This window comes from Paenibacillus sacheonensis, assembly GCF_009909195.1.
Classification (GTDB): Bacteria; Bacillota; Bacilli; order Paenibacillales; family Paenibacillaceae; genus Paenibacillus_Z; species Paenibacillus_Z sacheonensis.
The window spans coordinates 72,188-98,362 of sequence record NZ_JAAAMU010000018.1 but is presented as its reverse complement, the minus strand read 5'-3'; the positions used below and the strand labels follow the sequence as shown (position 1 = coordinate 98,362).

Annotated in this window: 19 protein-coding genes; 5 read left to right on the top strand and 14 right to left on the bottom strand. The window is 58.0% G+C overall.

Annotation, left to right across the window (positions count from 1 at the left end):
* Nucleotides 1–59 precede the first annotated feature (59 nt).
* Nucleotides 60–950, bottom strand: a complete 891-nt coding sequence (locus GT003_RS25570) for an aminoglycoside phosphotransferase family protein (protein WP_161703318.1) — start codon at nucleotides 948–950, stop codon at nucleotides 60–62.
* Nucleotides 951–1,060: 110 nt separating this feature from the next.
* Nucleotides 1,061–1,696: a phosphatase PAP2 family protein gene (locus GT003_RS25565; protein WP_161703316.1), complete on the bottom strand. Its 636-nt coding sequence runs from the start codon at nucleotides 1,694–1,696 to the stop codon at nucleotides 1,061–1,063.
* A gap of 100 nt (nucleotides 1,697–1,796) precedes the next feature.
* Here GT003_RS25565 and GT003_RS25560 point away from each other — a divergent pair, with 100 nt between their 5' ends.
* A complete protein-coding gene (locus GT003_RS25560; protein ID WP_161703314.1) occupies nucleotides 1,797–2,708 on the top strand; it encodes a phosphotransferase family protein in 912 nt (303 codons plus the stop codon).
* A gap of 153 nt (nucleotides 2,709–2,861) precedes the next feature.
* Here the strand turns inward: GT003_RS25560 and GT003_RS25555 are convergent, their stop codons facing one another.
* The 7 genes from GT003_RS25555 to GT003_RS25525 form a co-directional block, all read right to left on the bottom strand.
* On the bottom strand, nucleotides 2,862–3,707 hold the full coding sequence (locus GT003_RS25555; protein ID WP_161703312.1) for an NAD-dependent epimerase/dehydratase family protein: 846 nt from the start codon (nucleotides 3,705–3,707) through the stop codon (nucleotides 2,862–2,864).
* 94 nt (nucleotides 3,708–3,801) lie between these two features.
* A complete protein-coding gene (locus tag GT003_RS25550; RefSeq protein ID WP_161703310.1) occupies nucleotides 3,802–5,025 on the bottom strand; it encodes an enolase C-terminal domain-like protein in 1,224 nt (407 codons plus the stop codon).
* A 379-nt stretch (nucleotides 5,026–5,404) separates the two neighbouring features.
* Nucleotides 5,405–5,917 (bottom strand): GNAT family N-acetyltransferase, encoded by a 513-nt coding sequence (locus GT003_RS25545; RefSeq protein WP_161703308.1) that lies wholly within the window; start codon nucleotides 5,915–5,917, stop codon nucleotides 5,405–5,407.
* Nucleotides 5,918–6,039: 122 nt separating this feature from the next.
* Nucleotides 6,040–7,065, bottom strand: a complete 1,026-nt coding sequence (locus tag GT003_RS25540) for a hypothetical protein (protein WP_161703306.1) — start codon at nucleotides 7,063–7,065, stop codon at nucleotides 6,040–6,042.
* A gap of 262 nt (nucleotides 7,066–7,327) precedes the next feature.
* Nucleotides 7,328–8,236 (bottom strand): ATP-dependent DNA ligase, encoded by a 909-nt coding sequence (locus GT003_RS25535; RefSeq protein WP_338046017.1) that lies wholly within the window; start codon nucleotides 8,234–8,236, stop codon nucleotides 7,328–7,330.
* 140 nt (nucleotides 8,237–8,376) lie between these two features.
* On the bottom strand, nucleotides 8,377–9,858 hold the full coding sequence (locus GT003_RS25530) for a CorA family divalent cation transporter (protein WP_239566103.1): 1,482 nt from the start codon (nucleotides 9,856–9,858) through the stop codon (nucleotides 8,377–8,379).
* A gap of 350 nt (nucleotides 9,859–10,208) precedes the next feature.
* Nucleotides 10,209–12,965: a glycoside hydrolase family 2 protein gene (locus GT003_RS25525; RefSeq protein ID WP_161703304.1), complete on the bottom strand. Its 2,757-nt coding sequence runs from the start codon at nucleotides 12,963–12,965 to the stop codon at nucleotides 10,209–10,211.
* A 152-nt stretch (nucleotides 12,966–13,117) separates the two neighbouring features.
* On the opposite strand from GT003_RS25525, the gene GT003_RS25520 reads away from it, so the two are divergent.
* Complete coding sequence (locus GT003_RS25520) at nucleotides 13,118–14,047, top strand: ArsR/SmtB family transcription factor (RefSeq protein ID WP_161703302.1); 930 nt, start codon at nucleotides 13,118–13,120, stop codon at nucleotides 14,045–14,047.
* A gap of 288 nt (nucleotides 14,048–14,335) precedes the next feature.
* Nucleotides 14,336–15,004: a DUF559 domain-containing protein gene (locus GT003_RS25515; RefSeq protein ID WP_161703300.1), complete on the top strand. Its 669-nt coding sequence runs from the start codon at nucleotides 14,336–14,338 to the stop codon at nucleotides 15,002–15,004.
* 1,481 nt (nucleotides 15,005–16,485) lie between these two features.
* Here GT003_RS25515 and GT003_RS25510 read toward each other — a convergent pair.
* The 4 genes from GT003_RS25510 to GT003_RS25495 all read right to left on the bottom strand — a co-directional run bounded on the left by GT003_RS25510 (nucleotide 16,486) and on the right by GT003_RS25495 (nucleotide 21,487).
* Nucleotides 16,486–17,958: a sulfatase family protein gene (locus tag GT003_RS25510; protein ID WP_161703298.1), complete on the bottom strand. Its 1,473-nt coding sequence runs from the start codon at nucleotides 17,956–17,958 to the stop codon at nucleotides 16,486–16,488.
* Between the two features lie 137 nt (nucleotides 17,959–18,095).
* Nucleotides 18,096–18,920: a carbohydrate ABC transporter permease gene (locus GT003_RS25505; protein ID WP_161703296.1), complete on the bottom strand. Its 825-nt coding sequence runs from the start codon at nucleotides 18,918–18,920 to the stop codon at nucleotides 18,096–18,098.
* Complete coding sequence (locus GT003_RS25500) at nucleotides 18,917–19,894, bottom strand: carbohydrate ABC transporter permease (protein WP_161703294.1); 978 nt, start codon at nucleotides 19,892–19,894, stop codon at nucleotides 18,917–18,919. The genes GT003_RS25505 and GT003_RS25500 overlap by 4 nt, the downstream gene beginning before the upstream one ends.
* A gap of 75 nt (nucleotides 19,895–19,969) precedes the next feature.
* A complete protein-coding gene (locus tag GT003_RS25495; protein ID WP_161703292.1) occupies nucleotides 19,970–21,487 on the bottom strand; it encodes an ABC transporter substrate-binding protein in 1,518 nt (505 codons plus the stop codon).
* Nucleotides 21,488–21,753: 266 nt separating this feature from the next.
* Between GT003_RS25495 and GT003_RS25490 the strand changes: the two genes are divergently transcribed.
* Complete coding sequence (locus GT003_RS25490) at nucleotides 21,754–22,545, top strand: AraC family transcriptional regulator (protein ID WP_239566102.1); 792 nt, start codon at nucleotides 21,754–21,756, stop codon at nucleotides 22,543–22,545.
* Nucleotides 22,546–22,856: 311 nt separating this feature from the next.
* Here the strand turns inward: GT003_RS25490 and GT003_RS25485 are convergent, their stop codons facing one another.
* Nucleotides 22,857–23,849, bottom strand: coding sequence for a LacI family DNA-binding transcriptional regulator (locus tag GT003_RS25485; RefSeq protein WP_161703276.1), 993 nt, complete (start codon nucleotides 23,847–23,849; stop codon nucleotides 22,857–22,859).
* 185 nt (nucleotides 23,850–24,034) lie between these two features.
* Between GT003_RS25485 and GT003_RS25480 the strand changes: the two genes are divergently transcribed.
* On the top strand, nucleotides 24,035–26,101 hold the full coding sequence (locus GT003_RS25480; RefSeq protein WP_161703274.1) for a beta-galactosidase: 2,067 nt from the start codon (nucleotides 24,035–24,037) through the stop codon (nucleotides 26,099–26,101).
* Nucleotides 26,102–26,175 lie beyond the last annotated feature (74 nt).

Below are 26,175 nucleotides of genomic sequence, written 5' to 3'. Positions count from 1 at the left end.
AGCCGAAGCCGTATTTTCCCGCCTACCCTCTCCATTCCACGCCAATCCAGCCGCCTCGGTCAAATCCCAGCAGCCATCCCCGCCAAGAACGGATTGCCGGCGATGAGGCTTTTCACGCGTTTCATCGTCGTTGGCCCGGCAGGCACGCCGCTGCCTCTATGCAGCAGCAGCCATCGGAGACAGGCCAGCGCGCCGAACGCCTCGAGTTCCTCGCGCGAAATCTCGTTGTCCAACAAATACGCGGCACGGAACCGTGCCGCATTGCGATCCGAGGCGTAGATGCGCAACAAAGTCAGCGCCCAGGCAAAATCATAACGGGCATCCCCGAGTTGACCGTTCGTCCAATCGATAACGGTATATCGGCCGTTATCCTCCAGCAGATTGGCCAAATGAAAATCGCCATGAATGATGCGATCCTGCCTTATTGGCATCCGCTGCACGAGCGTCATTGCTAACCGGGCTAGGTCCGGATGATCGTCAATTCCAGGGAAAAAGTAATGAATCATCTCGTACTTCGGAAGCTGCAGGCCGCGGTCCTCCAGCTCTTCCACGCGAATGCGATGAATGCTCGACAGAATGCCGGCCAGATCTGCCAGTTTCCGTTCATTCACCTTGCGGATCGGCGTACCGTCAAAGGATGTCAGCAGCACCTGATTGCCGTTCTCGTCGATTCCCCAGCCCACCGGAGAGGAGACGGACAAGCCGCGTTCGGACAGGGTATCCAGCAACCGGTATTGAAACCGGATATCCGGCTTGGAGCTTCTGTTCCAGACTTTCAGGACGAAACTTCCGATATCCGCGCGGATCATCCTCACTTCGGCTTCGAAGCCTTGATCCATAGGTTGAACGGACAACTTGTCCGCTTGCATAAGCAATTCATCCAGCGCTGCCTTCTTCTCGATCCAATTCACGGCACCGATAGCCGTTCCCCTGGACGCCGATTTCTCCATATTCCGCGCCTCCTATTTCTATGAAATCCCTGTTATTGGATATTCGGGAGAAGCCCGCGCAATCCTCTCGGGGAAATGAATAAAGCCGCCGCTTGGCATGCGGCAGCTTCTTATACGGATTCCGTCGCGGCGGGATCGCCATGCGGCATAGCAAGAGGCTTGGGTTTGAACAGTCGCCCCGCGATTCGGAATACGGCCTCGCCTACCGCGATACCGCCGGCGGCGTCCGCAAGGACATGCTGCTTGATGAACAGCGTAGACATAATGATCAATACCGCCATCGCGATGACCACCCGGCGCGTCCACCTCGGCAAAACCTCCGAACCGCGCAGCATCAGATAGCATGTCAGCACGTGAATGCTCGGAAATCCGTTATACGGTTCATCCAGCCTGTAGGTAAGCGGCACGAGAAAGTTCCAGCCCGTGCCGAGCGGAGGACGAGGCACGTAGGTGGGGAACAGCAGGAAAGCCATATTGGCTGTCAAAATCCCGAGGCATACGGCAGCGAGCGTCCGGTAATACGCCACGCGGCGTTTGCGGAAAAGCAAAACGAGCGTCACGAATAAGAACGGGTACCACACCATGTAAAACAGCGAAAAGACCGGTATAAACGGCGTGATGCGGTCCACTTCAGTCGCTAGGATATGCATGCTCGACCTGGCATGGTCCTGCATGGCGTACAGCGTGCCGATCAACGGGATGGTCAGCATCCACAGGAGCGGAGCTTGTCGGAGCAGCCTTTTCAAAAAAACATCACCTTCTTCATCAACTTCCTGTCGTTATCTTATCACCGAAGCATTAAAATCACCTTAACGGGATAAAGTCTACCGACCAGGAGGGATTGCCATGAAAGACTTGGGTCAAACCGCGGACCGTTTCGTGAAGGAGCGCTTCGGCGACCGCGCTAAGAACCTAGCGCCGCTCGCATCCGGCGATTGGTCGAGCGCATATTCGTTCACGCTGGACGGACGCGATAGGGTCATTCGTTTCGGCGCTTACCGAGGTGATTTCGAGAAGGATCGCGCGATGGGAGCTCATTCCATGCCGGCCCTGCCGATTCCGAAAGTCATCGAGGTCGGCGAGACGGAGAGCGGCTTCTACGCCGTATCCGAGCGCGTTCAAGGAACCGCGCACCTCGACGAGCTTGACGAGAAGGGTATAAAGACAGTCCTCCCGCAATTGCTCGACGCGCTCTACGAGCTCCAGAAGCTCGATCTCCGGGATACGCAGGAAGTGGGCATTTGGCGTCCTGCAGGGACGGGACGGAGCTGGGGAGCCGAGCTATTATCAGTGAGCGAGCCTAGAGACAGGCTTGCCGGCTGGCGCGAACGGCTTGACGCCTCGCCAAGGGAGGCGGGGATCTTCGATGCCGGAATAGAGAAACTTCGTTTACTCGTTCCCCGGCTTCCGGAATGCTGGGGGATCGTCCATAACGATCTCTTGAACCGGAACGTGCTGGTGGACGAAGGGAAGCTCACGGGCGTGTTCGATTGGGGGAATGCGTTTTATGGCGACCCGCTCTATGATCATGCTTGGTTTCTGTATTGGTGGTCCTGGTATCCGCAGTGGCAGGGGATCGATCTGCAGGAAATACTGGACCGGCATTGGGACAGCCACGGCGGCCCTCCCGAGCAGATGCAGGAGCGCCTTCTCTGCTGTCTCATCCATATCGGGCTGGATCATATTGCCTACTGCGCCTTTAGGGAGCGCACCGAGGATATGAGGCGGAACGCCGATCAGTTGTTGACCTATATTTAAACCGGAGGCCTGCTGCGGTCAATTAATCCGGCAGCGAGAGGCCAGCGCGATTGCCGCCGGCCATTCCGGTTCTGCCCATGCAAAAATCACCTTCTCCAGCTATGCGGAGCAGGTGATTTTTATTGTGAAGTCCACTTCTTTAAACAGGCAACGCTAGGACAGCGCGTCGCTCCAGCAATGCTCCGGCTGCCAGTCCAGCGTTTCCTTCGCCAAGCGGTTGCTGAACAACGGCTCTCTGCCCGCGAATTCGCTGCGCAGATCCGTCACGTCCGGGCAGCATTCGCGCAGCAGCTCCAACGTGTCGACGGAAGAGAACGTGTCGTCGCCGGTAATATTCAATGCGATCGCGCCGTCCGTCTTCGGGTGCAGCGAAGCGACACATGCCTTGGCGGCATCCCGGATATCGATGTAGCTCCATAGAATCTTCGCGCCGTCAACCGGGTTGTCGATGCTCTTGCGCATATGTTCGTATTCCTCGGGCGCCGCGATCAACGAGAATCGCAGGTTGACGACGTTCAGGCCGTTCCGGCGGTGAAACATCTCCGCCGTCAGCTCGCCGACCGTCTTGGAGAAACCGTACCCTTCCTGCGACAGCTGCGGATGCGCCTCGTCGATCGGCAAGTACTGCGGCGAGAACGGCTTCGCCGCCCAAGCGAAGCCGTAACAGGAAGTGCTGGAGCCCATGACGACCCGCTTCATGCGGAGCATGGACGCCGCTTCCAGCACGTTGTAGCTGCCCATGACGTTGTTGGCGAAGATGAGCGGAATCGGAAAACCCGTCGGCGACGGAATGGCCGCGAGATGAATGACGGCGTCAACGTCCTGCAGCGCGCTCGCCACCTGGCCCAGATCGTTCATATCCACGATGATTTGCTTGCAGCGCAGGTCGGCGGCGCGCTTCTGGTCGAGCGAGATGACGCGATAATTTTGGCGAATGAGCTCTTGCACGACATACTTCCCGAGCTTGCCGGCTCCTCCGGTTACGGCGATCGTTTGCATGCTGTTCTTCCTCCCTTGTGGTGAACCTGTCGTTGTTTGGTTCAAGTTATTCCGTTCGTTCCAGTCATTCCGTTGGTTCCGATGGTTCCAGACGTTACGGTCTCACCAGCGTGCCGTCCGCCTTGCGATCCAGCTTATACGGCTGATGGTAGCTTCGGCTGTCCCAATCCTCGCCCGCGAGCAGCACGGCCTTCTCCTCGTCGAAGTCGAGGCCAAGCCCCGGCTTGCCGGACACGTACAGGTAACCGCCCTTCCGTTCCACGAGCCCCGGGAATACTTCCTTTTCTTCGGCGCTGAAATGATTGATCTCCTGAATGCCGAAATTCCATACGGCCATGTCCAAATGAACGGCCGCCGCCTGATTGACCGGATCGTTCTCCCCGCCCTCCTGCCAAGCGGTGCGGACGCCGAACGCCTCCGCGAGCGCGGCGAGCTTGCGGCAGGCGCTGATGCCGCCGGCCTTGGATACGCGCACGCGGATAAAATCGATCAGACGCTCCGTGATGAGCGGCGTCCACTCCTGCGGGTTCGTGAACAGCTCGCCGACGGCTTGCGGCGTCGCGCTCTGCTGCCGCAGCTGGCGGTACCAGCCCAGCTGCTCCGGCGGCAGCGCATCCTCGAGGAAGAACAAGTCGTACGGCTCGAGCCGCTTCGCCAGCTTGACCGCATTGATCGGCGAGAGATGCTCGTGAACGTCATGCGTGAACTGCGTCCCCGCGCCGAATGCCAGGCGCAGCTGCTCGAACATGGCGGGAATCGCCTGCACGTACGCCTGCTCGTCGAAGACGGCTTCCTTTGCCCACGAATTCACGGGCACGTTCGCTTGACCGCGCGGAATGAAGCCTCCGCCGCCATAACCGCCGAGCTGCGCGCGGATGACCGTGTAGCCCTGCTCCTTATAGCGATGGACGTCCTCGATCAGCTCCTGCACGTCGCGGCCGCCGGCATGCCCGTAGCATGGAACCGCCGCCCGGCAAGCTCCGCCGAGCAATTGGTAGATCGGCAGGCCCGCTTCCTTGCCCTTGATGTCCCACAGCGCTACATCGATGCCGCCGATCGCCGTCTGCAGGATCGATCCGTTGCGCCAGTATGAACTCAGCTGCATCGTCTGCCACATATCCTCGATGTTGCCGGTCTCCCGGCCGATCAGCTGCGGCGCGAGCAGCTGCTCGATGACCTGCACGACCGCCTCCGGATTGTAATAGTCGTTCGCCGAGCCGATCCCATACAGGCCGTCTTGATCCGTCATCACCTTCACGATGGTCCATGTTCCGTTCTTCCGCGTGCGAATGCATCTGATACCCGTTATTTTCGCCATCTGCAAGCACCTCTTCCCGTTAATGTTGGTTCGGAATGACGGCCCCCGCATGCAGGCAGGGCGCCGAATGGTTCATATGGTTAAAGATCGGGCAGCCGAGAATGCGGGTTATCCGGCTCGTCCGCCATGCGCATCCGCAGGCAAGAGAGCGCTTACGACAACGCTGAACATAACGTGCTTCACTTCACAAGCTCGCGGCGGTAACTGGCTTCTACCCGCTCTTCCCTGCTAAAGTTACCTTTTCGCGATTGGCCGCGCAATTCCTCTTACCGGCAGAAGATCGATTGGGGCAGCCGTACACAAAACAAGGCAGCCGGGATCGGGACCCCGCCGCCTCTTGCTTCTCGTCTATCCCGCTTGCGCGAACGACCGGAACGAGTCATGCTCGCTCTTTAATCAGATACAAGGCCAAGTCGTGGCCGACTTGCACATAATCGCCGGGCTTTGCCGGTTCCCCCAGATACATCAAGCCTCTTCCGTCCGGGACATAACCGCGCTTCGCGTAGAGCCGCTGTGCGCTGCCATAATCCGAATAGAGACCCACCCCCACGCCGACGATGCCGAACCGGTCGAACGCGATTCGTTCGACGGTTTCCATTAATGCATTGGCAATTCCCAGACGGCGCATGGGCGGAAGGACGTCCAAATTATTAATCTCGGGAATATTTCGCTCCGCGAAATACGCATAGTCCGACCGGAACACCAGATGCAGCCAACCGGCAAACCGATTCTCGCCCTCCGCGATCAGCGTAACCCGCCTGCCGGATACGTTCTCCTCCCAGCACCGCGCGATATAATCGAGCGGCTTCCCGATCTCGAATTGATCCAACGATCGATAGACGGACTCGACATCCGCGCCGGTCATTGGCCGAATATGAATGCGTGTGTTCATGGGTATATCACCTTCTCCAATCGAATTTCCCTCTCGCCGACGCTATCGCTCAGTCAGTTCTCTGCTCGACGTTTCAACCGCTTCAGTATCCTCGAATCTCGCCCGTCGAATCATATACGCCATCAACCCGCCCCGCCCGTCCTGTTGCGAACGAACTGCGTACCCGTCCTGCTCCAGTCCTGAGAGATGTCGCTCCCGCCAATGGTGAAAGAATCCGCAGACGCATCGGCATCCGATGAACGGACGAAATGCAATTCCACCGAATTGTCGCTAATATACCATTCCGTCTCGCTTTTCGGGATCAGTCGCTTCTTGTACGTGTTGTAGCTGGCATATAGCGTCCCCTGCTCCCAGGTGATCGTAAAGGTCTTATCCTGCCAACCGTATTCGCCCGTGAGGCTGGCGAATGGAATAGGATCAACGGCAGCATCGACAGGCTCCACGCCAAATTGGCGGAGAATGTCCCGCTCGTAATCCGTCCATTCCCGATTGGAATTATCGACAGCCAGCTTGCGGCCGTTGGTCTGCGTTACGAATTCCCGCGCAATATCATGATAGTCCGTCAAAAAATCCACATATAATTGCAAGTCATCCTTCTCTTTGCCCTGCGCATATGGGAAATGCCGTCCGACTTTGTAGACCTCCCCTCGCGCGGCGAACGTTTGCCGGATGGAGCCTTCGATATCCGAAGGCGAGAAATAGATGAGGAAGGGATGCAGGTCCTGGAGCTCGCCTAGCAAAGCTTGCAGTTCGCCAACGATAAACGACTTGGAGAAGCCGTTCAACAACAAGCCGTCCGTAAAAAACTGAACGAGGCCGCCATCTAAAATCTCAAGCTGCTGCCCGGCAGCGACGTTTTGCACGAAGGATCGCATCTTCAATCTAGCAACGGGGAGATAGCGGGCAGGGTCATGGATCCAGAAATACGGGAACAGCGCCTTCATCGTTTCAGCGAGATCCGTAATGGCGTGGCTTCGTCTAAGCTGCAGGATATTGACCCGATACAGGTTGTCCCATTTCGCGGTCACAGGGGGAAGCGAGTCAAACCTGGCACCGATGCCGGCGTACTCTTCCGGAGTTAAGTAGATTTCATTGAAAAAGTTAATGGGATGGTCACTCGCTAATTCATGGTAATAACGATTCGCCATACCTGCTCTCTCCAATTGAATCGAAACCGATCGTGCCGTCGTCGACTTTCCCGATCCTGGAATGCCCTCAAAGAGTATGAGTCGTGAATGCGTCAAGCGGTTCACTCCTTCTGCAGCAAGTATCGATCCCCATACAACATCGTCTCTGTATTCGAGACTCATCAAGAAATGACCTTTATTTGAAGAACATCCCATATAAGCACGATTAGCATGCCAGAAGAAGATGTCTTGCTGCAGCCCATTCTTCATAGCGCGCTGCTCGCTAATACGTCCAATAACAGTCCTCCGGCCGTTTGTCGAAGAGAAACCCCCGGAACACCGTCGTCCGCAGCTGATGGCGGTCGTTTCGTTCGAGGTATTGAATGCGGCAGCAGAGCCTCGGCTCGATCCACTGCGTTTTCCCGTCGTTCGTCGTCCGCAGTCCCTGCGCGATGTCGAGGAAAGCCTGCTTGTCCCTGGCGGCGAAGCCGAACTCGACGAGTCCGACAGGCTTATAGCGAACCGTCCTGAAATGCAGCCCCACGACGAGACCGAAGCGCGGCTTCGACCGGTAGCCGAGAATGATGACATCGATCGTCTGGACATTTTTGATTTTGATCCAATCCTTCGAAACGACCCCCGGGCGATAGACGGAATTCCGCCGCTTGGCTACGGTCCCCTCCAGTTCGCGTGCGATGGTCCAGTTCTGCAGCGCCCTGCCTTGTCCTTCGACATAAGCCGTGAGCGCCAGCACGTCCGTAGAGGCAACGGCTTCCTGCAATCGCGCTTTCCTCGTCGTCAGCGGTTCCTGCATATGCGACTGGTTCGTCTGCAGCACGTCGAACAGGATGAACGTCGCCGGATGCGTGCGCACGGCGGCCGCGATGCGCCGCGAGTCGCTTAGCCGCCCGCGGTAAGCGAAGTCGTCGAACACCGTCCTGTCCCCGCGCAGGCAGACGCCCTCTCCGTCCAAAATCGCTTCCGGCACCCGGATGGCGGATACGGCTTCCCGCAGTTCCGGGAACTTCTCCGTGACGCGGTTTCCATTCCGCGTATAGGCCTCAAGACGGCCGCCTTGTTTGTGCAGCAAGAGGCGCCATCCGTCCCATTTGGGCTCGAATAAATAATGCTCGTCATCGAACGCCTCCTTCCCCATGGAGACGATCATCGGTTTGATCGGCGTGAACAGCACGCGAGCTTTCACCTCGTTTCGGGACGGCTATCCCTGTCGCCAACAGCCGGTATGATCAGCATGGCCATGGACGATAGCGGGTTAAACCGGATAAGCCGTCCAAGCGTCAAATTCGAGGTCGGACAGCCTATGCCGGGCACTCATCGCGACAGCCGCTTCACGAGATCGCGTCCCCACTTCCACAGCACGTTGCCCGACAGCAGGAACGCGACGATCAGCCCCGTCACCGTCACGGCGAGCGCGAGCCACTCGAACGGCGAATATCCGTTCATTTTGCCCCACTTGATCGGCCCCTTGAGGTCCTCGATGACCTGATTCATGCCGTAGATGCCGCTGATGACGGTGTAGATCGTCAGAACCGTCAGCAAGTAGCTGGAGCGCTTCGAGGTGGAATTCTCTTGGTATTTGTACAGGTCGTTCAGCGTCTGCTTCACGTCTTGGAACAGCTCGTCGTTGCCGTACACGCGCCGGATCTGGATGAAGATCTCCCTCCCCTGCGACTGGGACACGACCTCCAGGAAGTCGTATTTGGCCGAAAAGGCGGTGATGTCGCGAATGAGCACCTCGGTCTGCTCGGGGGAACGCTCCAGCTGCACGCGGGAGTATGCATTCGACAGCTTCAGAAGCACGATGCGGTGGAATAGGTTCAGCAGCAGGCCGTAATAATACTCGCCGTACAGCTTGTTGGCAATGCCGTCCGCGCGCGCCGAATTCAGACGGTTCAAATTGCAGAAGCAGGTTTCGTCCGTAAAATAATACGCATACGGCGCCCAGCGGTCCAACCCGGTATGCCGGCAGTACGATTCGATATAGGGCAAATGGGTCGCGCTGATGCACGGCTTGCCGTTCTCTCCGAAGCCGTCGAGCCTTGCGGCCCGGTAACGGTCGAACAACGTAATCTCTTCGTGCTCGGGAAACGCGTAGAACGCAATGACATACATCCGCTCGTCGATCAGATAGGGCAGCTCCTCGAAATACGCGCCATCCATCGGCGACCGGTCCAGATAGTTCACCGTGTGCGGCACGATGGCCTGGAAGATAAAATCCTGCACTTCCTCATAGCGGTCGCCCTCATGCTCCACCCAGGAAGCGCGATCCTCCGCATGGGCATCCTGAAGCGCGCGCAGCCGTTCCACGAATTCGATCGCCTCGGTGAACGTGGCGTCCGGCTTGATCATCTCCACCCGCAGGGTGATGAAGCCCGTATCGAACGGGCAGAGAATGACGTCGACGGAATGAATGACGAAAGGCGCGTCGAAGAAACGCGTATGCAGCGCCGCCCGCAGATCCATCCGTTTGCTGAAGCGCTGGAAGCTCTCGCCGTTGTCTTCTGCCGGAAACAGCACATGATTCGTAAACGGCAAATAGTAACGTTCCATATCCCGGTGCGAGACGCGGTGCCGCGGACCGTAGTAGGCGGTCTCCGCATCCTTGTCGTCCAGCCGGAACGGCAAGAATTCTGCCTGCAGAAGCGTTTCTTTCATCGGCTGATGGCAATCCGCGTTGAGCGAGAAAGGAAAAAGCAGCTGAAACAGCGCTTCGCGTATCGGTTTGTCCGCCACCGTGGAGGCGGATTCGAAGGAAGCGGATCCTGCTGGTGGTGTTGGTTGATTCCGTTCCATGCTTGCACCCCTCTGTCACCTGACAATGATTAATCTCGTCGCCGGTTATGCAGCGACTTTGCTCTCCTGCGTTAGCCGCGAATGCAAGACGGCTTGCCGCGTTCTTGCGCGGCCCCTAAGTTGTTAATCCTGTTTACCCGCGGTCAACCTAATTTCAAGCGGGAATGCCGCATGAAATTATTAGGCGGTTCCACGGAACTGCGGCAGCTGGGGTTGCATAAAAAAAGAAACCCGACGTCCGTGACGTGGGTTTCTCTATTTCGTTCAACAGCTGCATTGGCAGCTGCCGCACTGGCAACTGCCGCATCCGCAACTGCCGCTTCTATGCTGCGCGGTCTTGGCGCACGAATTTATTTCACTTGAACGAGCAGATCGATCGGATAACGTCCCGCATTCCGCCCGTACAGCGCCAGTCCGCCTTCGCCCGCTTCCAGCGTCAGCTTGAAGCCGCGGCTGCGGTCGAGCTTCGCCGTGATGCTGCTCGGCAGCGTCACTTTGCACAGGTAACCGTAGGAGCCTGCCTCGTCCAGCTTATTTTGGACTTCCTGGTACTGGTACGACAGCACGCCTTGGCTGTCCGCCGGATTGTCCGGCAGCAGGAACGACGCGACCTTCTCCCCGTCCACGAGAACATGGATCAACGACTCATGCTGCTCGTTATCGGTCATATAGTACGTGTTGGAGTTGTACTCCACCGCCGCGTCCGCGCCATGCATCATGCTGATCGTATGGTTGCGGTCGCGCGCTCCTTCCACATTGCGGGCCAGGAGCCGTTTGGAACTCGCTTCGAACGCCAGCACGACATGCTGGATCAGCGCTTGCTCGCCTGCATCCGGCAAAGCGACGTCATAAACGAAATGACCCGACTTGCCGCCGTTCGTCTTGCCTTCTTGGATGGCGTTCCATTGATGCGCAAAGGTTTGCTCCGCGAAATCCGTGACCGGCACGGCAATGAATCGGCCTTCCGCATCATAGACCGGCGCGCCGTCCGCGCTGGCACCGCGCACGTCGAAGGTGATGAAATTGCGCGTCACGACCGTGCCGTCCGCCGCGCGAAGCGTCAGCGCCAGCACCGCGACCGCATCCTGCTTCGGCAGACTGAACGTCAGCGGCTCGCCGATCGGCGTCACGCCGTAGCCGTTCCAATCCAGGGCTACCGTGCCGCGGTCGCCCGTCACGCGGGTCCCGAGGTTGTCATGCCACAGCTCCCAGCCCAGCTGCAGCTGCTGCCCGTGGTAACGGTCGGAATAGCTCGACGCCAGCAGCGGGATCGAGACCTCTGCGCCCGCTTGAACCGTTTGGCACGGCGGCGCATCGATGACGATAAAGTCCGCCGAATGCAGGTCGGCAAGCGACATGCCGGGCACGAAGCCTTCGTAGCCGAAGAATTTCTCGCGGCCGTCCAGGCGGTAGTAGCCGTTGAACTCGTTGGTCACGTCGCGCAGCTCGGTGAAGACGAACCCGCACATTTTGTCATGGCGGCGGAATTCGTTCATCATGTACCGGTAATGCCAAGCGAGATCGCTGTCGCCGGCGCCGTTCTTGAAGCCCCAGACGTTGCCGCATTCGCTGTTCATCAGCGGCGCGTCGGATTGGACGTTGCCCCCGATGCAGTTGAAGGACGAGCCCGGATACGTATTCTCGACGACCTCCGTCACGTGGGCGCGAACTTCTTCGTAGCCATTAATGTAGAAATGCCACGTGTTGATGTCCGACTCGACCTTATCCCAGTTGCATGGCGAGTTCTCTTCGACGATCCGCGTCGGATCGACGCTCTTCGCCCAGCGGTACACGGAGCGCACCCATTCCTGCGTTTCCGGCAAATACGTCGCCTCGGCATCGGCGTTGCCGCTCGTCAAGCTGATCGTCTCTGCATCCGTCCGCAGACCCCAAGTCTCATTGAACATGATCCACGAGAAGATCGACGGATGGTTGAAGTCCCGGTCGATGATTTCTTTCGCTTCGCGCTCGTACGCGGGACGGGCAACCTCGTCGGGGTTGCCCCAGAAGCAAGGCATGTCTTCCATGACCATCATGCCGAGCTTATCCGCCCAGTACAGCTTGCGCGGCTCTTCCGGCTTAATATGAATGCGGATGAAGTTCAAACCGAGGCGTTTGGCCAAATAAATCTCGTCCCGCATTTCCTCGTCCGTCGGATACGTGAAGAAGCCCGTTTCGTGGAAAGCCTGGTCCAGCGTTCCGTTCAGGTACACCGGCTTGCCGTTCAAGGTGATCCAGCGATACTTGCGGTCGCCGAACAGCGCGGTGCCGATCTCGCGGATTCCGAAATACGTCGCGATGCGGTCGGTGCTTTCGCCGCTCGCCAGCGTGATCTCGCCTTCGTACAGGAAAGGCGTCTCCGGACTCCACAGCTGCGGATCCTCGACCCGGAACGATGCGCTGACGACGTTCACGCCCGGCGCCAATGCGACGCGCTCCGTATGCGACACGGTTCCGCCATTGAAATCAAAGCGCAGCTCCGCCTCTCCGGGCGCGCTTGCCGCCACGGCCGCTTCCACTTGAATGCTGCCGTCGATCTTCGTGATGAATTTGGCCGACTGCACGTGCGCCTGCGGACGCGATTCCAGCCATACCGGCTGCCAAATGCCGCGGATTTCGCCATAGCCCTGCTTGCCGCGCGTCTGCGATTTCGCGTCGAAATCCTCCGCCCGCACCACGATCAGGTTGGCCTCGCCCAGCTTCCATACTGACGTGACATCGAATTCGAACGTGCCATAACCGCCGCTGTGGGAACCGGCATGCGTGCCGTTGACCCATACGTCGCAGCGGTAGTCCACCGCGCCGAAGCGCAGGAATACGAGCGAGCCGCTCGTCTCGGGGGACCATGTGACCTCGCGTTTGTACCAGCCGATTCCGCTTTCGCTGCGGCCGATGCCGGACAGCGGGCTTGCCCAAGAAAAAGGAACGATGATTTCGCTGTTGAAGTCGGCTGCCGACTGGGTGGAACCGCTGTCATTCGTTTCCGTTTCAAGACGGAACGACCAAGCGCCGTTAAGATTCAGCCAATCCTGACGCTGCCAGTCCGGGCGCGGATATTCGGGGCGCGGCAATGTCGCTGCCGCCGTTTGCAATGCTTGTGCTGCCATGAGTTGTGCACAACCTTTCGGGTGGGGTGGATTTTCCCTCATTCTAGCACCGGTATATATTTAAATCAATATGTATTATACTTTTACAATATACTTATTTTCTTGTACACTACTTGTAACGATAACGACCGACGAAGGGCTGATTACGAGCAATGAGCGAACCGAAACAAGATCTGATGCGTTACCCCTCTTCCCGCATCGTCGACGTGGCCAAAGCGTTATCCGGCGACGTTCGCGTACGGATTCTGGAGGCGCTCGGCGAGAAACCGATGAGCATCAGCCAGCTGGCCGAAGCGCTTGGCGTGGCCCAGCCTACCGTCTCGATTAACGTGCAGATTCTCGAGGGCGTGGAGCTGGTCTCCTCGACGCTCGGGACCAACCGGGAGAAAATTTGTTCGGCCACCTGCCGTTCCATCCAGCTCGACCTGCCGGCGAAGCCCGGGGAGGGACTTCACCGTACGGAACAGCTGCACATGCCGATCGGGATGTTTTCTCACTGTTCCGTCCAGCCGACCTGCGGCATCGTGACCAAGGAATGCGCGCATGTCGGCTCCGTCGACGACCCGCGCTCCTTCTACATGCCCGAGCGGTTCGAAGCCTCGCTGCTTTGGTTTTCGGGCGCGGGGTACGTGGAATATTATTTTGCCAATCCGATGCCGCCCGGCGTCACGATCGACGAGCTCGGCTTCAGCGCGGAGCTGTGCGCCGAGGCGTCCTCCTTCCAGATGGACTGGCCCTCCGACATCGCGCTCTATATCAACGACGTGAAGATCGGCACCTTTACGAGCCCGGGCGATCTTGGCGACCGCAAGGGCAAGCTGACGCCGGACAAATGGCGCAGCGGCACGGAATACGGCCAGCTGACGGAATGGCGCGTCACGAAGGACGGAAGCCTCGTCAACGGGGAAGCGTCCACGCAAGCAACGATCGCCTCGCTCGGACTGCAGTACAACCAACCGATCCGCGTTCGGCTGGAAGTGAGCGAGGATGCGGAAAACTGCCGCGGCTTGAATCTGTTCGGCGCGGATTTCGGGGATTACCGGCAGGATTTGGTGCTGTCGTTTATTAGGTACGCGGATTAGATGCGGGGGGTCTGTAAGCAGGCGGGCCGCTCTCAGCATCCGCCGAGCGCCCCCCGCTTATCCGACCTAGTTGTCTAAGCTAAAAGCTAGCCAGTGCCGCTATCGTCGGCGCCTGCCTACAAGCGTGTTCGTATGCCGCTCCTACTTCGTTCGTTGCGAGCCGCATAATAAGTTAGGCTAGCCGCCTCCCCTTTCTTGCGCTATACTTACGTCAACGAGACGAAGCACGTCCCGCTCCATGCCGCGCATGGGGCCGGGGCGTTTTTTTATTTTGGGGAGGAAGCGTAGATGACATTCGAACAGGCGCACGGCGCATTTTTGGAACTTCATTTGGAGCGGCGCGACGGCGAACGCAGAGGCAGGCTGGAACGCGGACACCGGGAGGCGGAGAAACTGTTTTGCCGCCAAGTATGGTGGCCGATGTTCGGTCAATTCGATGATTTGCATCCGGATTTCGAGGTGCTGGATTGGCGCGGGCTGGCGTATTTCTGCGATTTTGCGTGGCTCGCTCCGGCGGTGAAACTCATTATTGAGATCAAGGGCTTCGTACCTCACGTGCGGGACATGGACCGGCAAAAATACTGCAACGAGCTGAACCGGGAGACGTTTCTGGCCGCGATGGGGTATCAGGTCGTTTCCTTCGCCTACGACGACGTTGCGCACCGACCCGAACTTTGCATAACGCTGCTTCGGATGCTGCTCGGACGTTACCAGACGCAGGCGCTGCCGGTCGCCTCTGCCGGCGTACACGAGAAGGAGATCATCCGCCTAGCCTACACGCTCGCTAGACCGCTGCGCACGATCGACGTCAAGAGGCATCTCCGGCTGAACTATCGAACCGTGGTGCGCTCGCTGGCGTTACTATGCGACCATGGGATGCTCGCGCCCGTTGCGGGGACGGACGGCAAACGCGTCGTTCGATACGAGCTGCAGCCCAATGCGGGCAAACTGTTGTAGGCAGATAGAAAAGTAGGTAGAGGAGTAGGTAGAAAGGCGGATCATTCGGTGAGGTGACTTGTATTGGATGGCGGGTCGCTTGGTTCAGAGATCATAGAGTGGTCGTTGGATCGCTTGGTGCGGGGCGGTAATCGGGTGGCAGATCGTTTGATGTGGCGACTGGTGTTGGCTGGCGCTTCGCTTGGTGCGAAGCTGCAGGTTGGTCGGCGGATCGCTTTGGTGCAGAGCTGTAGGCTGGTCGGCAGATCGGCGGATCGCTTGGTGCAGAGCTGTAGAATAGCCGGCAGATCGGCGGATCGCTTGGTGCAGAGCTGTAGAATAGCCGGCAGAATGCTTGTATGGGGCAACAGGTAAATGCGTGGCTAGTGGATTCAACGGTAATTTAATAAGTCAGGATCAAAATAAGTGCAGATCTGCAACTATTTTTGCTCATTGGGCGCCAAAAACGGAAATAGGTGCATATATGCAACTATTTAGCCGATGTTAGTTATTTCGAACGCGAAACTGAGGAAATAAGTGCATTATTGCACTTATTCCTCTTCAGCCTCGTTAAATAGTCGAAATAAGTGCAGATCTGCACTTATTTCCTTGAAGTCGGTGAAGGAAAGCCGGTCGGGCAAGCGAGTCGGTTAGGCGATGCGGTGCTTAAACGCTCGTTCAGGCGTGGACTGTTTCGGTGGAGACGCCGATATCGACGAGCGACGAACTTCTGATAGCGGCGAGCGATGGTTTTCGCAAAGCCGAAATGTATTCGGCGCAGACGCGGATCAACGACGAGCGACGAAGTGCAGACAGCGGGGAGCGATGGACTTCACAAAGACGAAACTTGCTCGGCGCAGACGCGTTCAGCAATGAGCGACGAACTGCAGGTAGCGGCGAGGACGGATTTCACAAAGCCAAAATTTGCTAGGCGCAGACGCGTTCAGCGACGAGCTACGAACTTCAGACAGCGGCGAGGACGGATTTCACAAAGCCGAAATTTGCTAGGCGCAGCACCGCACTCATCTCGTTCCATTTCGCTATCCTATTGTGGATAACTCGATCTGTGGATATGTTTATTAGCTCTAAATACTTATGCCATTAAGCACTTTGGACCCTGTGTATGATGGGGATAAGTCTGTGGACAACTGTGGATTAGTTTTGCGTGCCCCGGAGCCGTCTCGATTCAGGCTGCCAGCATGCGCCGTAGTACGGGCTCTTGTGCGGACGGGCTCCCACCCGAAGAGCAAGATGACGTTCAGCGAGTCGCATAAGGTTAAATCCCCTGAACGGGCTTCACTATGTGAACAAGGTCCCAATCCGAATAGGCGTCAATGGCCCTGGTCAAAGTATCAGCGTCCGTGCCGCCTCGACTGCTTCCCGCGATGAACATTTATTCACAGCCTCCCAAACTGTGAATAGCAAAAAGAGATGCCCTACGGGCACCCCTACTGCTTTCCAACTATCCACATGTTACGCCCTATACACATCTCCACTTCACGCTACGATCGCGCCTGCTCCATCTCCCGCGGATGCCGCCGAATCAATTCCTCCACCGCATCCCCGCGCCCGGTTTGACGGAGACGCTCGGCGTACTGAGGCAGGAAGCCCTTGGCATGATACGGCCCGCCTTCCTTAATCACCGTCCACAGCGGATCGACGTCATGCGGCATCGTGGACATCATATCGTCATGCCACTCGTTCAGCAGATAGACCGCCTCCCGGCACAAATCCGGCCGATCCTTCGCCGCGTTATGCTGCTCATGCGGATCCTCTGCCAGGTTGTATAGCATTTCCTTATCGAACAAGTGATAGCCGTCGTGATAGGTTCGGATATACAGCCAATCTCCGAAACGCACGCTGCGCTGGCAAACGTGGGCGCATTGCGAGACGACAAGATAATCACGTCCGTTCTCCTCGCCCGTCTTCAGGACGCCGGCGTAGCTGCTTCCATCCCAGATCGGCGCCGGCGCTCGGCCGAGAAGCTCGGCGATCGTCGGCGGAAGATCGAGATGATAATGGAGGCTGCGGTCGACGGTTCCCTGCTGCAGTCCCGGCCAGCGAATGATCATCGGAATACGGCAGGTCCCTTGATCCGCCGTTGCATGCTCGCCGTAGATGCCGAGCTCGCCCATGTTCTCGCCATGATCCGCCGTAATGATGACGATTAACTCCTCCATCACGCCTTTGCGTTCCAGCAGGTCAAAGATCGCGCCGATGTTCTCGTCCATGTAACGAATACCGCAATCATACCCGTCAATCATCGTGCGCAGGCCGTCCATCGAACGTATTTCTCCGGGATGCCGCGGAAAGGCGGGCGACGTCTCGCTGTTGTACATGTTGATCTCGCTCGCGCTGTGCGGCCCGACCTTGCGCATATGTCCTTCCAATACGTCCTCGGTAATCCAAGCCGGCAGCGGTTCGTTCTCGAACGGATTGCCGAAGGAAGCCGGTGCCCGATATGGCGTATGCGGATCCCAATAGTTGACGTAAAGCATCCAATCGTCCTGGTCCGCGTTGCGCTCGATCCAGTCCAGCACGACGGGCGTGACCGTCTCCGCCGATTCTTGGCCGCTTTGTCCCGTGTTATGGATTTCGTTGAAGCCCGCATAGAATGTCCACGCCGAGTGCCGCTCTCCGAACGGACTGACGAGCGCCGTCTTCATGCCGGCCTGCCGGAAGAGCGAAGGGAAGCTCTCCGATGCCAAACGGGAACGGAACTGCCGCTCCTCCCCTTCGTGCCGAACGTCCGCAGCCGTGCCTCCATGGCCGACGACGCCATTATGGATGCCGAAACGGCCCGTCATCAACGCCGTCCGGGATGGAAAACATGGTGCATCCGACGTGTAGTAGTTGTCGAAGCGTACGCCCTCGGCGGCGATCCGGTCGATGTTCGGTGACGTGTTCCGTCCATAGCCGTAGCAGCCCAAATGATCGGGCCGCGTCGAATCCAAATCCAACAATAATACTCTCATTCGTCATCCGCTCCTTTGGCGTTCACAAATTAGAACGTTCCTGATTAATTTCGCATGCTTCTGGTTGCTTTCCTGTGTTCAGAATCCATTAAAACGCCCTCGGACACTAGAATAGGCGCATTTACGAACGCCGGCCTTTAACCCTTCACGGCTCCCGCGATGCCGTCGACGAAATACCGCTGCAGCAGCAGGAAGATCACGATGATCGGCGCCAGCGCGATCGTGCCTCCGGCCGCGATTCCCGTCCAGTCCACGACATTCTCCCCGCGCAGCGCGTAGAGTCCGACGGCTAACGTTCGCAGATTCGGACTGCTGAGGGTCAGTACCAGCGGCAGCAGGAACGAGTTCCACGTCCAGATAAACTGCATGATAACGACGCTGCCGATGATCGGCTTCGAGAGCGGCAGGACGACGCTCAGGTAAGTACGAAGGAAGCCGCAGCCATCCATCGTTGCCGCTTCCTCCAGCTCCTTGGGTACCTGCCGGAAGAAGCTCGCGAAGAGCAGCACGAACAGTACATGCCCGCCGCCGGATTCCGCTAGAATGACGCCCATACGGGAATTCATCAGCCCCAAATTCTTAATGAGCTGAAAGACCGGAATGATGGAAAATTCCAGCGGCACGAAGATACTCGCGCCGAGCACGGCCAGAATAACCCCTTTGCCCCGAAACGAATATCTCCCCAGCGCGTAACCGCAGGTCGACGTAATGACCAGTACGATCACGATAACGGACGCCGCCACGATGACGGAATTCAGAAAATACGCCTCGAAATTGCCGTTCGTCCAGGCGCGCCGAAAGTTCGACAGGTCCCAATTCGTCGGCACCAGGCTGAGCCCTTTGGCAAAAAATTCGTTCTGCGTCTTGAAGGACGCCGCCAGCATCCACAGAAACGGATAAATCCACAGGAGAGACAGCACCGCAAACACGATATGGTATATGGTCCGGGTCGCGATTCTCATGCGCCTCTCCTCCTTCCGAGCGAGCGGAAGGAACCGCGGATAACTGCTTGCGCAATGGCCAACAGAACGATCGTAAACGCGAAGAAGATTCCTGCCGCCGATGCATAGCCAAGCCTCGGCAGTCCGATCTCGCTGGAGAACGCGTACCGGTAAATATAAGTCGAGACGACATCCGTCGCGAAGAACGGACCGCCGTCGGTCATGGTTTTGATCATGTCGAACACTTTCAGGGCTCCCGACACGTCAAGCAGCAGAATCACGAGACCGACCGGGGCGACTAATGGAACGGTGATATGGATGAAGGTTTTGAACGGCGCCGCGCCGTCCATTTTGGCCGCTTCGTACAGCTCCCTCGGGATGCTTTGCAGGCCCGCCAGCCAGTAGATCATGTTGATGCCAAGGTTCTTCCATACGTAGATCATGACGACGGTAAACATCGCCCAATGGGGGTCTCCGAGCCAATTGACCGGCTTATCGAGCAGATGCAGCTTCAGCAGCGCATAATTCACCGCTCCGGTCGAGCCCCAGATATACACCATGATGATGCCGATGACGGAAGCGGTCGTAACGACCGGAATGAAGAGCAGCGTCCGGTACGTCTTCGCCAATCTCATCAGCGGATTGTTCAGCAGGACGGCTGAGACAAGACCGCCGAGCAGCAGCAATGGAACGGCTTCGAACATAAAGAGAAAGCTGTGCTTGTAGGCCTTCCAGAAATACGGATCTTGCATCAGTTCCTTATAATTATCCAGTCCGATGAACTTGGCTCCCGTGCTGATGCCGGACCAATCCAGCATGGCGTAATGCAAGTTGGCGAGAATCGGCCAGCCTTGGAACAAGGCGAAGAAGACCAAGTTCGGCATGACGAACAACCAGCACCACCATGCGGTTCGGCGCGAACGTAAGCTCAATCGGACGGGCGTCGTTCGGACGGAAGCAGCAGCCTTCCCCGGTCTTGCATGCGATGGATTCATTGCGATCTCTTTTCCCCTCCTTCATCCTGGAAACAGGACGGGACAGCGGCTCATGGCGCCGCTGTCCGCTCCTCTTTATTTGGCCGACTTGTAGTCCTCCGCCAGAAAGTCCTTCATCGGATCCCAGTTGTCGAATACGAAGTTCGATGCATCGACGTTGGCGCCCTCCTTCTTCGCGGCGTCGATCGCCGACGTCCACGCTTTGTCCACTTGGCCGGAGTAGGCGGTCAGCGGTGTCTTGAAATCCTTAAACGCACCGGACACCGTGCCGCCGAGCAGCTCGCCTAGGTCCGGATGAACGTCCTTGTACTGCGCGAAAACGGCCGAAGCCTCCGGATTGCCGATGTTCGGATCAGGCACCAAATGGCCATACTCGTGCGCCAGCGCGTAATATTGCTTCAACTGCTCGACCGTCGAATACTTCTCGTTGATGCCTTTGACGACGGAGAACGCGTCTCCGGACTTGACCCGCTCCTGCTGGAAGAAGTCGCCGCCGTAGTACTCCTTCAGGTACAGCGCCGCTTCCTCCGGATGCTTCGAGTCGGCGGACAAGCCGATCCAAGGCTGGCTGCTCGTGATCGGGATCGAGCCCTTGCGGCCCGAGTCCGGCACCGGCGGCGCCATGACGCCATATTCCAGATCCGGGTTGTCCTTGTTCCACACCCCGATGCACCAAGCGCCCTGCACGATGAATCCGGCTTGTCCTTGACCGAACAACGCGCGCGCCTCCGGAGCGGAAATGCTCATCGTGTTCGGGTGGAAGCTGTTGTCGTCTCGCAGCCCCGCGAACAGGGAGAAGACGCCCTGCACCGCTTCGGAATCGTAAGTCGCCTTGCCCGTCGCCAGGTCGATCGGCGAGTTGCCGTTCAGGCCGGCGCCTGCGAGGGACGACCATTCCTTGGCCGTCGTCAGCCACCGGTTATTTTGCTTGCCGCCTTCGATGATGCCATAATACTTGCCTTTGCCGGCTTCCGTGATTTTCTTCGCGGCTTCGCGGAATTCCGAATACGTCTTCGGCGGATTCTCGGGGTCGAGGCCCGCTTCCCGGAACAGTTTCTTATTGTAGAACAGCAGGCTGCTCGGCAGTGCTTCCGCTTCCGGAATCGAATAGATCTTACCGTCCACGACCGTCGTGCCGTTCTGGAACGTGCCGTCGATGAACTGATCCTTGAAGCTTTGGTCGATGTACGGATCGAGCGGCTGGAACCAGCCGTCCTTCACGAGCGCGGACAGCTTCATGCCCGTGGGAACGGGGAACAGATCCGGCGCCTCGCCCGACTTGACCGCCGTCAGGATCGTGTTCTTGAATTGGTCGATCGTGAGCTGCGTGTACTCGATCTTGATATTCGGATGCTTTTCCATGAACTTTCTGTGGAATTCCTCGCGCACCGATTTGATGCTGTCGCTCCAGTCCATGATCCGCAGCGTCACTTGCTCCGCTTTCGCTCCCTCGTTCGTCTTCTCGCCGGTTGTCGTGACGGACGCACCGTCAATGCTGCCGTTCCCGTTCCCGCTCGTGTCGCCGCAAGCGACTAATTGGCTAAGCAGCAATAAAGCCGCCGCGCCGCCGATGCCCTTTTGCATTTTATTCATAACAGATTCCCTCCCGTATGTTTCATCCGTTAGCGCAATCCGTATGTCAGGTATGTCTCGAACGAATGTCAGCGTATCTCTTCACTGGCTGTAGGTGTATTATAGGTTTTGCTTTTGCAGGCAGTCACGTACATTTCGATTCTATCTTGTACATTTCTATTCCTATCTTTTTGGACGGAATTAATAAAAGGGATTGTCCGCATCTCCATGCTATGATAGGATTTTCACAACTTTGGAACTTGAGGTGCGCTAGTATGATTCAGATCATGAGTGTACATTTCGATAATTTCATTCCTCATTGGCGGACGCAGCAGGAAGTGATTGCTTACAACATCCTGGTTCTCGTCACGGAAGGGAAAGTGCGCTACCGGATCAACGGAGAAGATGTCATCGCGGAGCGAGGGGACTTTATGTACATCCCGCAATCGACGCTTCGCTGCGGCGAGACGCTGCCCGGGTGCCCGCATCAGAAGTATACCGCGCTGTTCACCCTCGAGCCGGGGAGCGGCACGGGTATCCCGTTCCTCGACCAAAAACGGTTCCTGCGATTCCGGCTGGCCAACTTCCAATACGCCCAGCGGCGGTTCGAACGCCTCTACGAGGAGATGCGCGGCAGCGAGAGCTTCCGGTCCTTCATCTGCCTCGGCATCGCGCAGGAGCTCATCGGGATTCTCTCGCGGGAGCTGGAGAAGCCGGAGATGACGCCGATCAAGATGCAGTACGCGCAGATCGTGAGGCACTACGTGCTGGAGCACTACCGCGAGCCGATCGAGATCGAGCAGCTGGCCCGGCTGATCCATCGCTCGCCGAACTATACGACCGCCTTGTTCAAGGAAGTCTTCGGGCAGCCGCCGATCCGGTACATGCACCAGCTTCGGCTTCTCGAGGCCTGCAACCTGCTGCTCGACTCCGACATGACCATCGCCGGCATCTCGCAATATTTGGGTTATTACGACTCGTCCTATTTCTTCCGGATTTTCAAAAAATACAGCGCCATGACCCCGGCGGAATATATCGCCCGCGGCCGCCAGTCGGAGCTGACACCGTTGTTTTCTTGAGACGTGTTCGGCGGCGGCTTCGCTGCGAATTGCCGGCATACGACGAGCGAATTTGGCATCTCGACGCGGCTTGCCGGCAGATTCCGCGAACCCGATATGCAAAAAAAGGCCGCGGAAATATTCCGCAGCCTCGACTTCGCTATCACTTGTTCAGTCCGATATTGTTCGGTCAAGTATTGTTAGGTCCAATATTGTTCGGCCCGTTATTGTTCGGTCGAGTATTGTTGGGTCCGATATTGTTCGGCCCGTTATAGCCCTGTCCGTTATTGTCCTGCCGGTCAGCGTCTAGTCCGTTACAGGAACAACCCCAATCAACTCGTCGTCCCGACCATAAACGTCGTATCCATACGCAAGCTCCCTACCGCCTTACCGCCCGTAATCCGGGCGACGGCCCGCTCGGCCGCCGCTCTGCCCAGCTCCCGTACCGGCTGCTTCACCGTCGTGATGCCCGCGCGATTCGTCGCTTCATAACCGGTCAGGCTGATGTCCTGCGGGATGCGCAGACCGGCCGCCAGCAGCTCGGGCATCAGCTGCTCCGCCGCCAGGTCGTGGCTGCAGCATACGGCAATCCGCGTCTCGGAAGTCTCCGCGATTGCCTTCAACCGTCGCGCGAACGCCCGCAGCATCCCTTCCTCCCAATCGAGCAAGGTCGTCAGGCATTCCTCGAATCGAAGACCTTTGCAAGCAAGCGCCTCTTGAAATCGGCTCAGCCTGCGTCTCAGATGCAATCCTGCATGATAGTTCCCAACGAAGAAGAACCGTCCACAGCCCCTCGCCAGCAGATGCTCCATCAGCTCGGCAATGCCTTGCGCATCATTGGCCGCGACGCTGCAGGGTTCCTCCAGATCCGTGTCCGCGAACAAGACGGCCGGCGTCCGCAGTCCGTCCGCCGCGAACAGCCGCAGCTCCGCCTCCGTATTCGGCCAGCATACGACGCCGTCGACCCGGCCGTCCGCGAACGTCGTCCGCTCCAGTTCCTCGCGCGGGCGGCGATAGACGAGCAAATCGTAACCCAAGTCCGACGCCGCCTCGTGCAAGCCGACGAAAAACTCGTTGATATACGGATTGGCCAGCACGTTCGCGCCAAAATAATACCCGATCGTCCGCGTCTCCCTCGCCTGCAGCGAGCGGATGAGCGCGTTAGGCGTATAATCGAGCTCCCGAATCGCCGCATGCACGCGTTCCCGGGTCTCTTCGCTGATCTGATCCTCTTTGCCGTTCAATAGAAAAGACACCGTCGTCGGAGAAACGCCGGCATGGCGCGCGACGTCCTTGATCGTTGCTTTGCGTGTCTGCTTGTTCATGCTTGCATGCCCCTCTTCGGCTCTAGTCTCGTCCATTATATCAGAATGCATGGACTGTTCCCGTATGTGGAAGGGCATCCCTTTCAAGCCGGAAAACGTCAAAATTAGCGGTTGAAATCGATTCCCTTTCGTTCTAAACTAAGTTTAGTAATGATTTTATAGGATATCGGGAGGGATATGCAACCATGAGCAAAAGTTTCCGTACGGACGCGTTCATGCTCGGCGTCTGTTATTATCCGGAGCACTGGGAAGAAACGCTGTGGGAGGATGATTTTCGCCGGATGCGCGAGATGGACATGTCCGTCATTCGCGTCGGCGAGTTCGCTTGGACGATCTTCGAGCCCGTCGAAGGCGAATTCCGGTTCGACCTGTTCGAACGCGCGCTGGACGCGGCCCATCGCCATGGACTGCAGGTTATCATGGGCACGCCGACGGCAACGCCGCCGGCTTGGCTGACGGAGAAATACCCCGAGGTGCTGAACGTCTCGCAGAAGGGCGTCACGTACCGCCACGGCATGCGCAGGCATTACAACTATAACAGTCCCATCTACCGCGACCTCTGCGAGCGCATTACCCGCAAGATGGCGGAGCGTTTCGCGAATCATCCGGCCGTGATCGGGTGGCAGCTCGACAACGAGTTCAACTGCGAGACGTCCGTCTTCTATTCCGACGCCGACCATGCCGCGTTCCGCGAGTGGGCGAAGGCCAAGTACGAGACGCTGGACCGCTTGAACAAGGCTTGGGGCACGGTCGTCTGGAGCCAGACGTATACGAACTGGAGCCAAGTCTATCTGCCGCGCGCGACCGTCAACGACTCGCCGAACCCGCATCATGCGCTCGACGAGAAACGTTTTATTTCCGACAGCGTGATTTCGTTCGCGAAGGTGCAGGCCGATGTACTGCGCGAGCTTTGCCCGAACCACTGGGTAACGACGAACGGCCTGTTCGGCCACCTGGACAGCCATCAGCTGACGGACGAGCTGCTTGATTTCTTCTCGTACGATTCCTACCCGCTGTTCGCGGTGGCGTACCCGGACGGAGGCGACAACCCGCTGCTCGATCGGCGCTGGTCGTCCAGCCTGAGCGCCATCCGCTCCATCTCCCCGCTCTTCTGCATCATGGAGCAGCAATCGGGTCCAGGCGGCTGGGTGAACCGCATGAAGCTCCCCGCGCCGAAGCCGGGTCAAATGCGCCTCTGGACGTACCAGTCGATCCTTCACGGCGCGGATATGATCCTCTATTTCCGCTGGCGGACGGCGACGATGGGCACGGAGATTTATTGGCACGGCATCAACGATTACCATAACCAGGATAACCGCCGCGTCGCGGAAGCAACGCGCGTCGGCCATGAGCTTGCCGCGGTCGGCCAGCAGCTTACGGGCGCGTCGTTCCTAGCGGAAGCGGCCATTATTCGCGATTACGAGAACGAGTGGGACGGCGAATTCGACCATTGGCAGGGGCCGCTCAGCGGACAAAGCGGCAATGCCTGGTTCAAAGCCTTCCAATTCCGCCATATCCCGGTCGATATCATCTACATGCGCCGCAAAACGACGCTCGCCGACTTGGCGAAGTACAAGGTGCTGGTCTACCCGCATGCCGCAATCATGTCGGATGACACGGCTGCGCTGCTGGAGGCTTATGTCGCCGGGGGAGGCACGCTTATACTCGGCAGCCGCACCGGCTTCAAGGACGAGACGGGCCAATGCCGAATGATGCCGTTCCCGGGTCCGGTCGCATCGTTGTGCGGCATCACGGTCGAGGATTTCACCGTCATCGCGGACAGCGGCACGCCGCCGGATATCGCGTTCGCTGAAGGCTACGGACAAGAGGATGCGAAATATACGGCGCTCCTGTTTAATGAAATCCTTCGCCCGGAAGATCCTTCGGTCGAGACGGTTGCCGTGTACGACGGCGACTACTATGCCGGCAAGCCGGCCATGACGCGCCGGCCTTACGGCCAAGGCGAGGTTTGGTACTACGGCGCGGCGTTCAACGATGCAGCCGCGGACGCGGTGCTGGAGAAGCTGCCGATCGCAACGCCGGCAGACTGGATCGATGCGCCGCGGCAGGTGGAGCTCGGCTTGCGCGACAAGAACGGCGAGCTGCTCGCATTCCTGCTGAATTACGGCAGCACCCCAGCAACGGTCGCTGTCCATAAGGAAGTCGTCAACCTGCTCGGCGACGGACCAGTGGACGGTAAGCTCGTACTAGAGCCATATGGCGTGGCGATTCTGAAGCTCGCCGATAATTAAGCACGCGAGCCATTCACGTCAGTAAATTAAGAGCCTCGGCGGTGTATGCCGAGGCTCTTTTACTGTTCGTTAAT

What these genes read in the sequence shown, in the direction of transcription:
- GT003_RS25570 (WP_161703318.1), bottom strand. Translation starts at nt 950, where the DNA reads ATGGAGAAATCGGCGTCCAGGGGAACGGCTATCGGTGCCGTGAATTGG.
- GT003_RS25560 (WP_161703314.1), top strand. Translation starts at nt 1,797, where the DNA reads ATGAAAGACTTGGGTCAAACCGCGGACCGTTTCGTGAAGGAGCGCTTC.
- GT003_RS25555 (WP_161703312.1), bottom strand. Translation starts at nt 3,707, where the DNA reads ATGCAAACGATCGCCGTAACCGGAGGAGCCGGCAAGCTCGGGAAGTAT.
- GT003_RS25550 (WP_161703310.1), bottom strand. Translation starts at nt 5,025, where the DNA reads ATGGCGAAAATAACGGGTATCAGATGCATTCGCACGCGGAAGAACGGA.
- GT003_RS25545 (WP_161703308.1), bottom strand. Translation starts at nt 5,917, where the DNA reads ATGAACACACGCATTCATATTCGGCCAATGACCGGCGCGGATGTCGAG.
- GT003_RS25540 (WP_161703306.1), bottom strand. Translation starts at nt 7,065, where the DNA reads ATGGCGAATCGTTATTACCATGAATTAGCGAGTGACCATCCCATTAAC.
- GT003_RS25530 (WP_239566103.1), bottom strand. Translation starts at nt 9,858, where the DNA reads ATGGAACGGAATCAACCAACACCACCAGCAGGATCCGCTTCCTTCGAA.
- GT003_RS25525 (WP_161703304.1), bottom strand. Translation starts at nt 12,965, where the DNA reads ATGGCAGCACAAGCATTGCAAACGGCGGCAGCGACATTGCCGCGCCCC.
- GT003_RS25520 (WP_161703302.1), top strand. Translation starts at nt 13,118, where the DNA reads ATGAGCGAACCGAAACAAGATCTGATGCGTTACCCCTCTTCCCGCATC.
- GT003_RS25515 (WP_161703300.1), top strand. Translation starts at nt 14,336, where the DNA reads ATGACATTCGAACAGGCGCACGGCGCATTTTTGGAACTTCATTTGGAG.
- GT003_RS25510 (WP_161703298.1), bottom strand. Translation starts at nt 17,958, where the DNA reads ATGAGAGTATTATTGTTGGATTTGGATTCGACGCGGCCCGATCATTTG.
- GT003_RS25505 (WP_161703296.1), bottom strand. Translation starts at nt 18,920, where the DNA reads ATGAGAATCGCGACCCGGACCATATACCATATCGTGTTTGCGGTGCTG.
- GT003_RS25500 (WP_161703294.1), bottom strand. Translation starts at nt 19,894, where the DNA reads ATGAATCCATCGCATGCAAGACCGGGGAAGGCTGCTGCTTCCGTCCGA.
- GT003_RS25495 (WP_161703292.1), bottom strand. Translation starts at nt 21,487, where the DNA reads ATGAATAAAATGCAAAAGGGCATCGGCGGCGCGGCGGCTTTATTGCTG.
- GT003_RS25490 (WP_239566102.1), top strand. Translation starts at nt 21,754, where the DNA reads ATGAGTGTACATTTCGATAATTTCATTCCTCATTGGCGGACGCAGCAG.
- GT003_RS25485 (WP_161703276.1), bottom strand. Translation starts at nt 23,849, where the DNA reads ATGAACAAGCAGACACGCAAAGCAACGATCAAGGACGTCGCGCGCCAT.
- GT003_RS25480 (WP_161703274.1), top strand. Translation starts at nt 24,035, where the DNA reads ATGAGCAAAAGTTTCCGTACGGACGCGTTCATGCTCGGCGTCTGTTAT.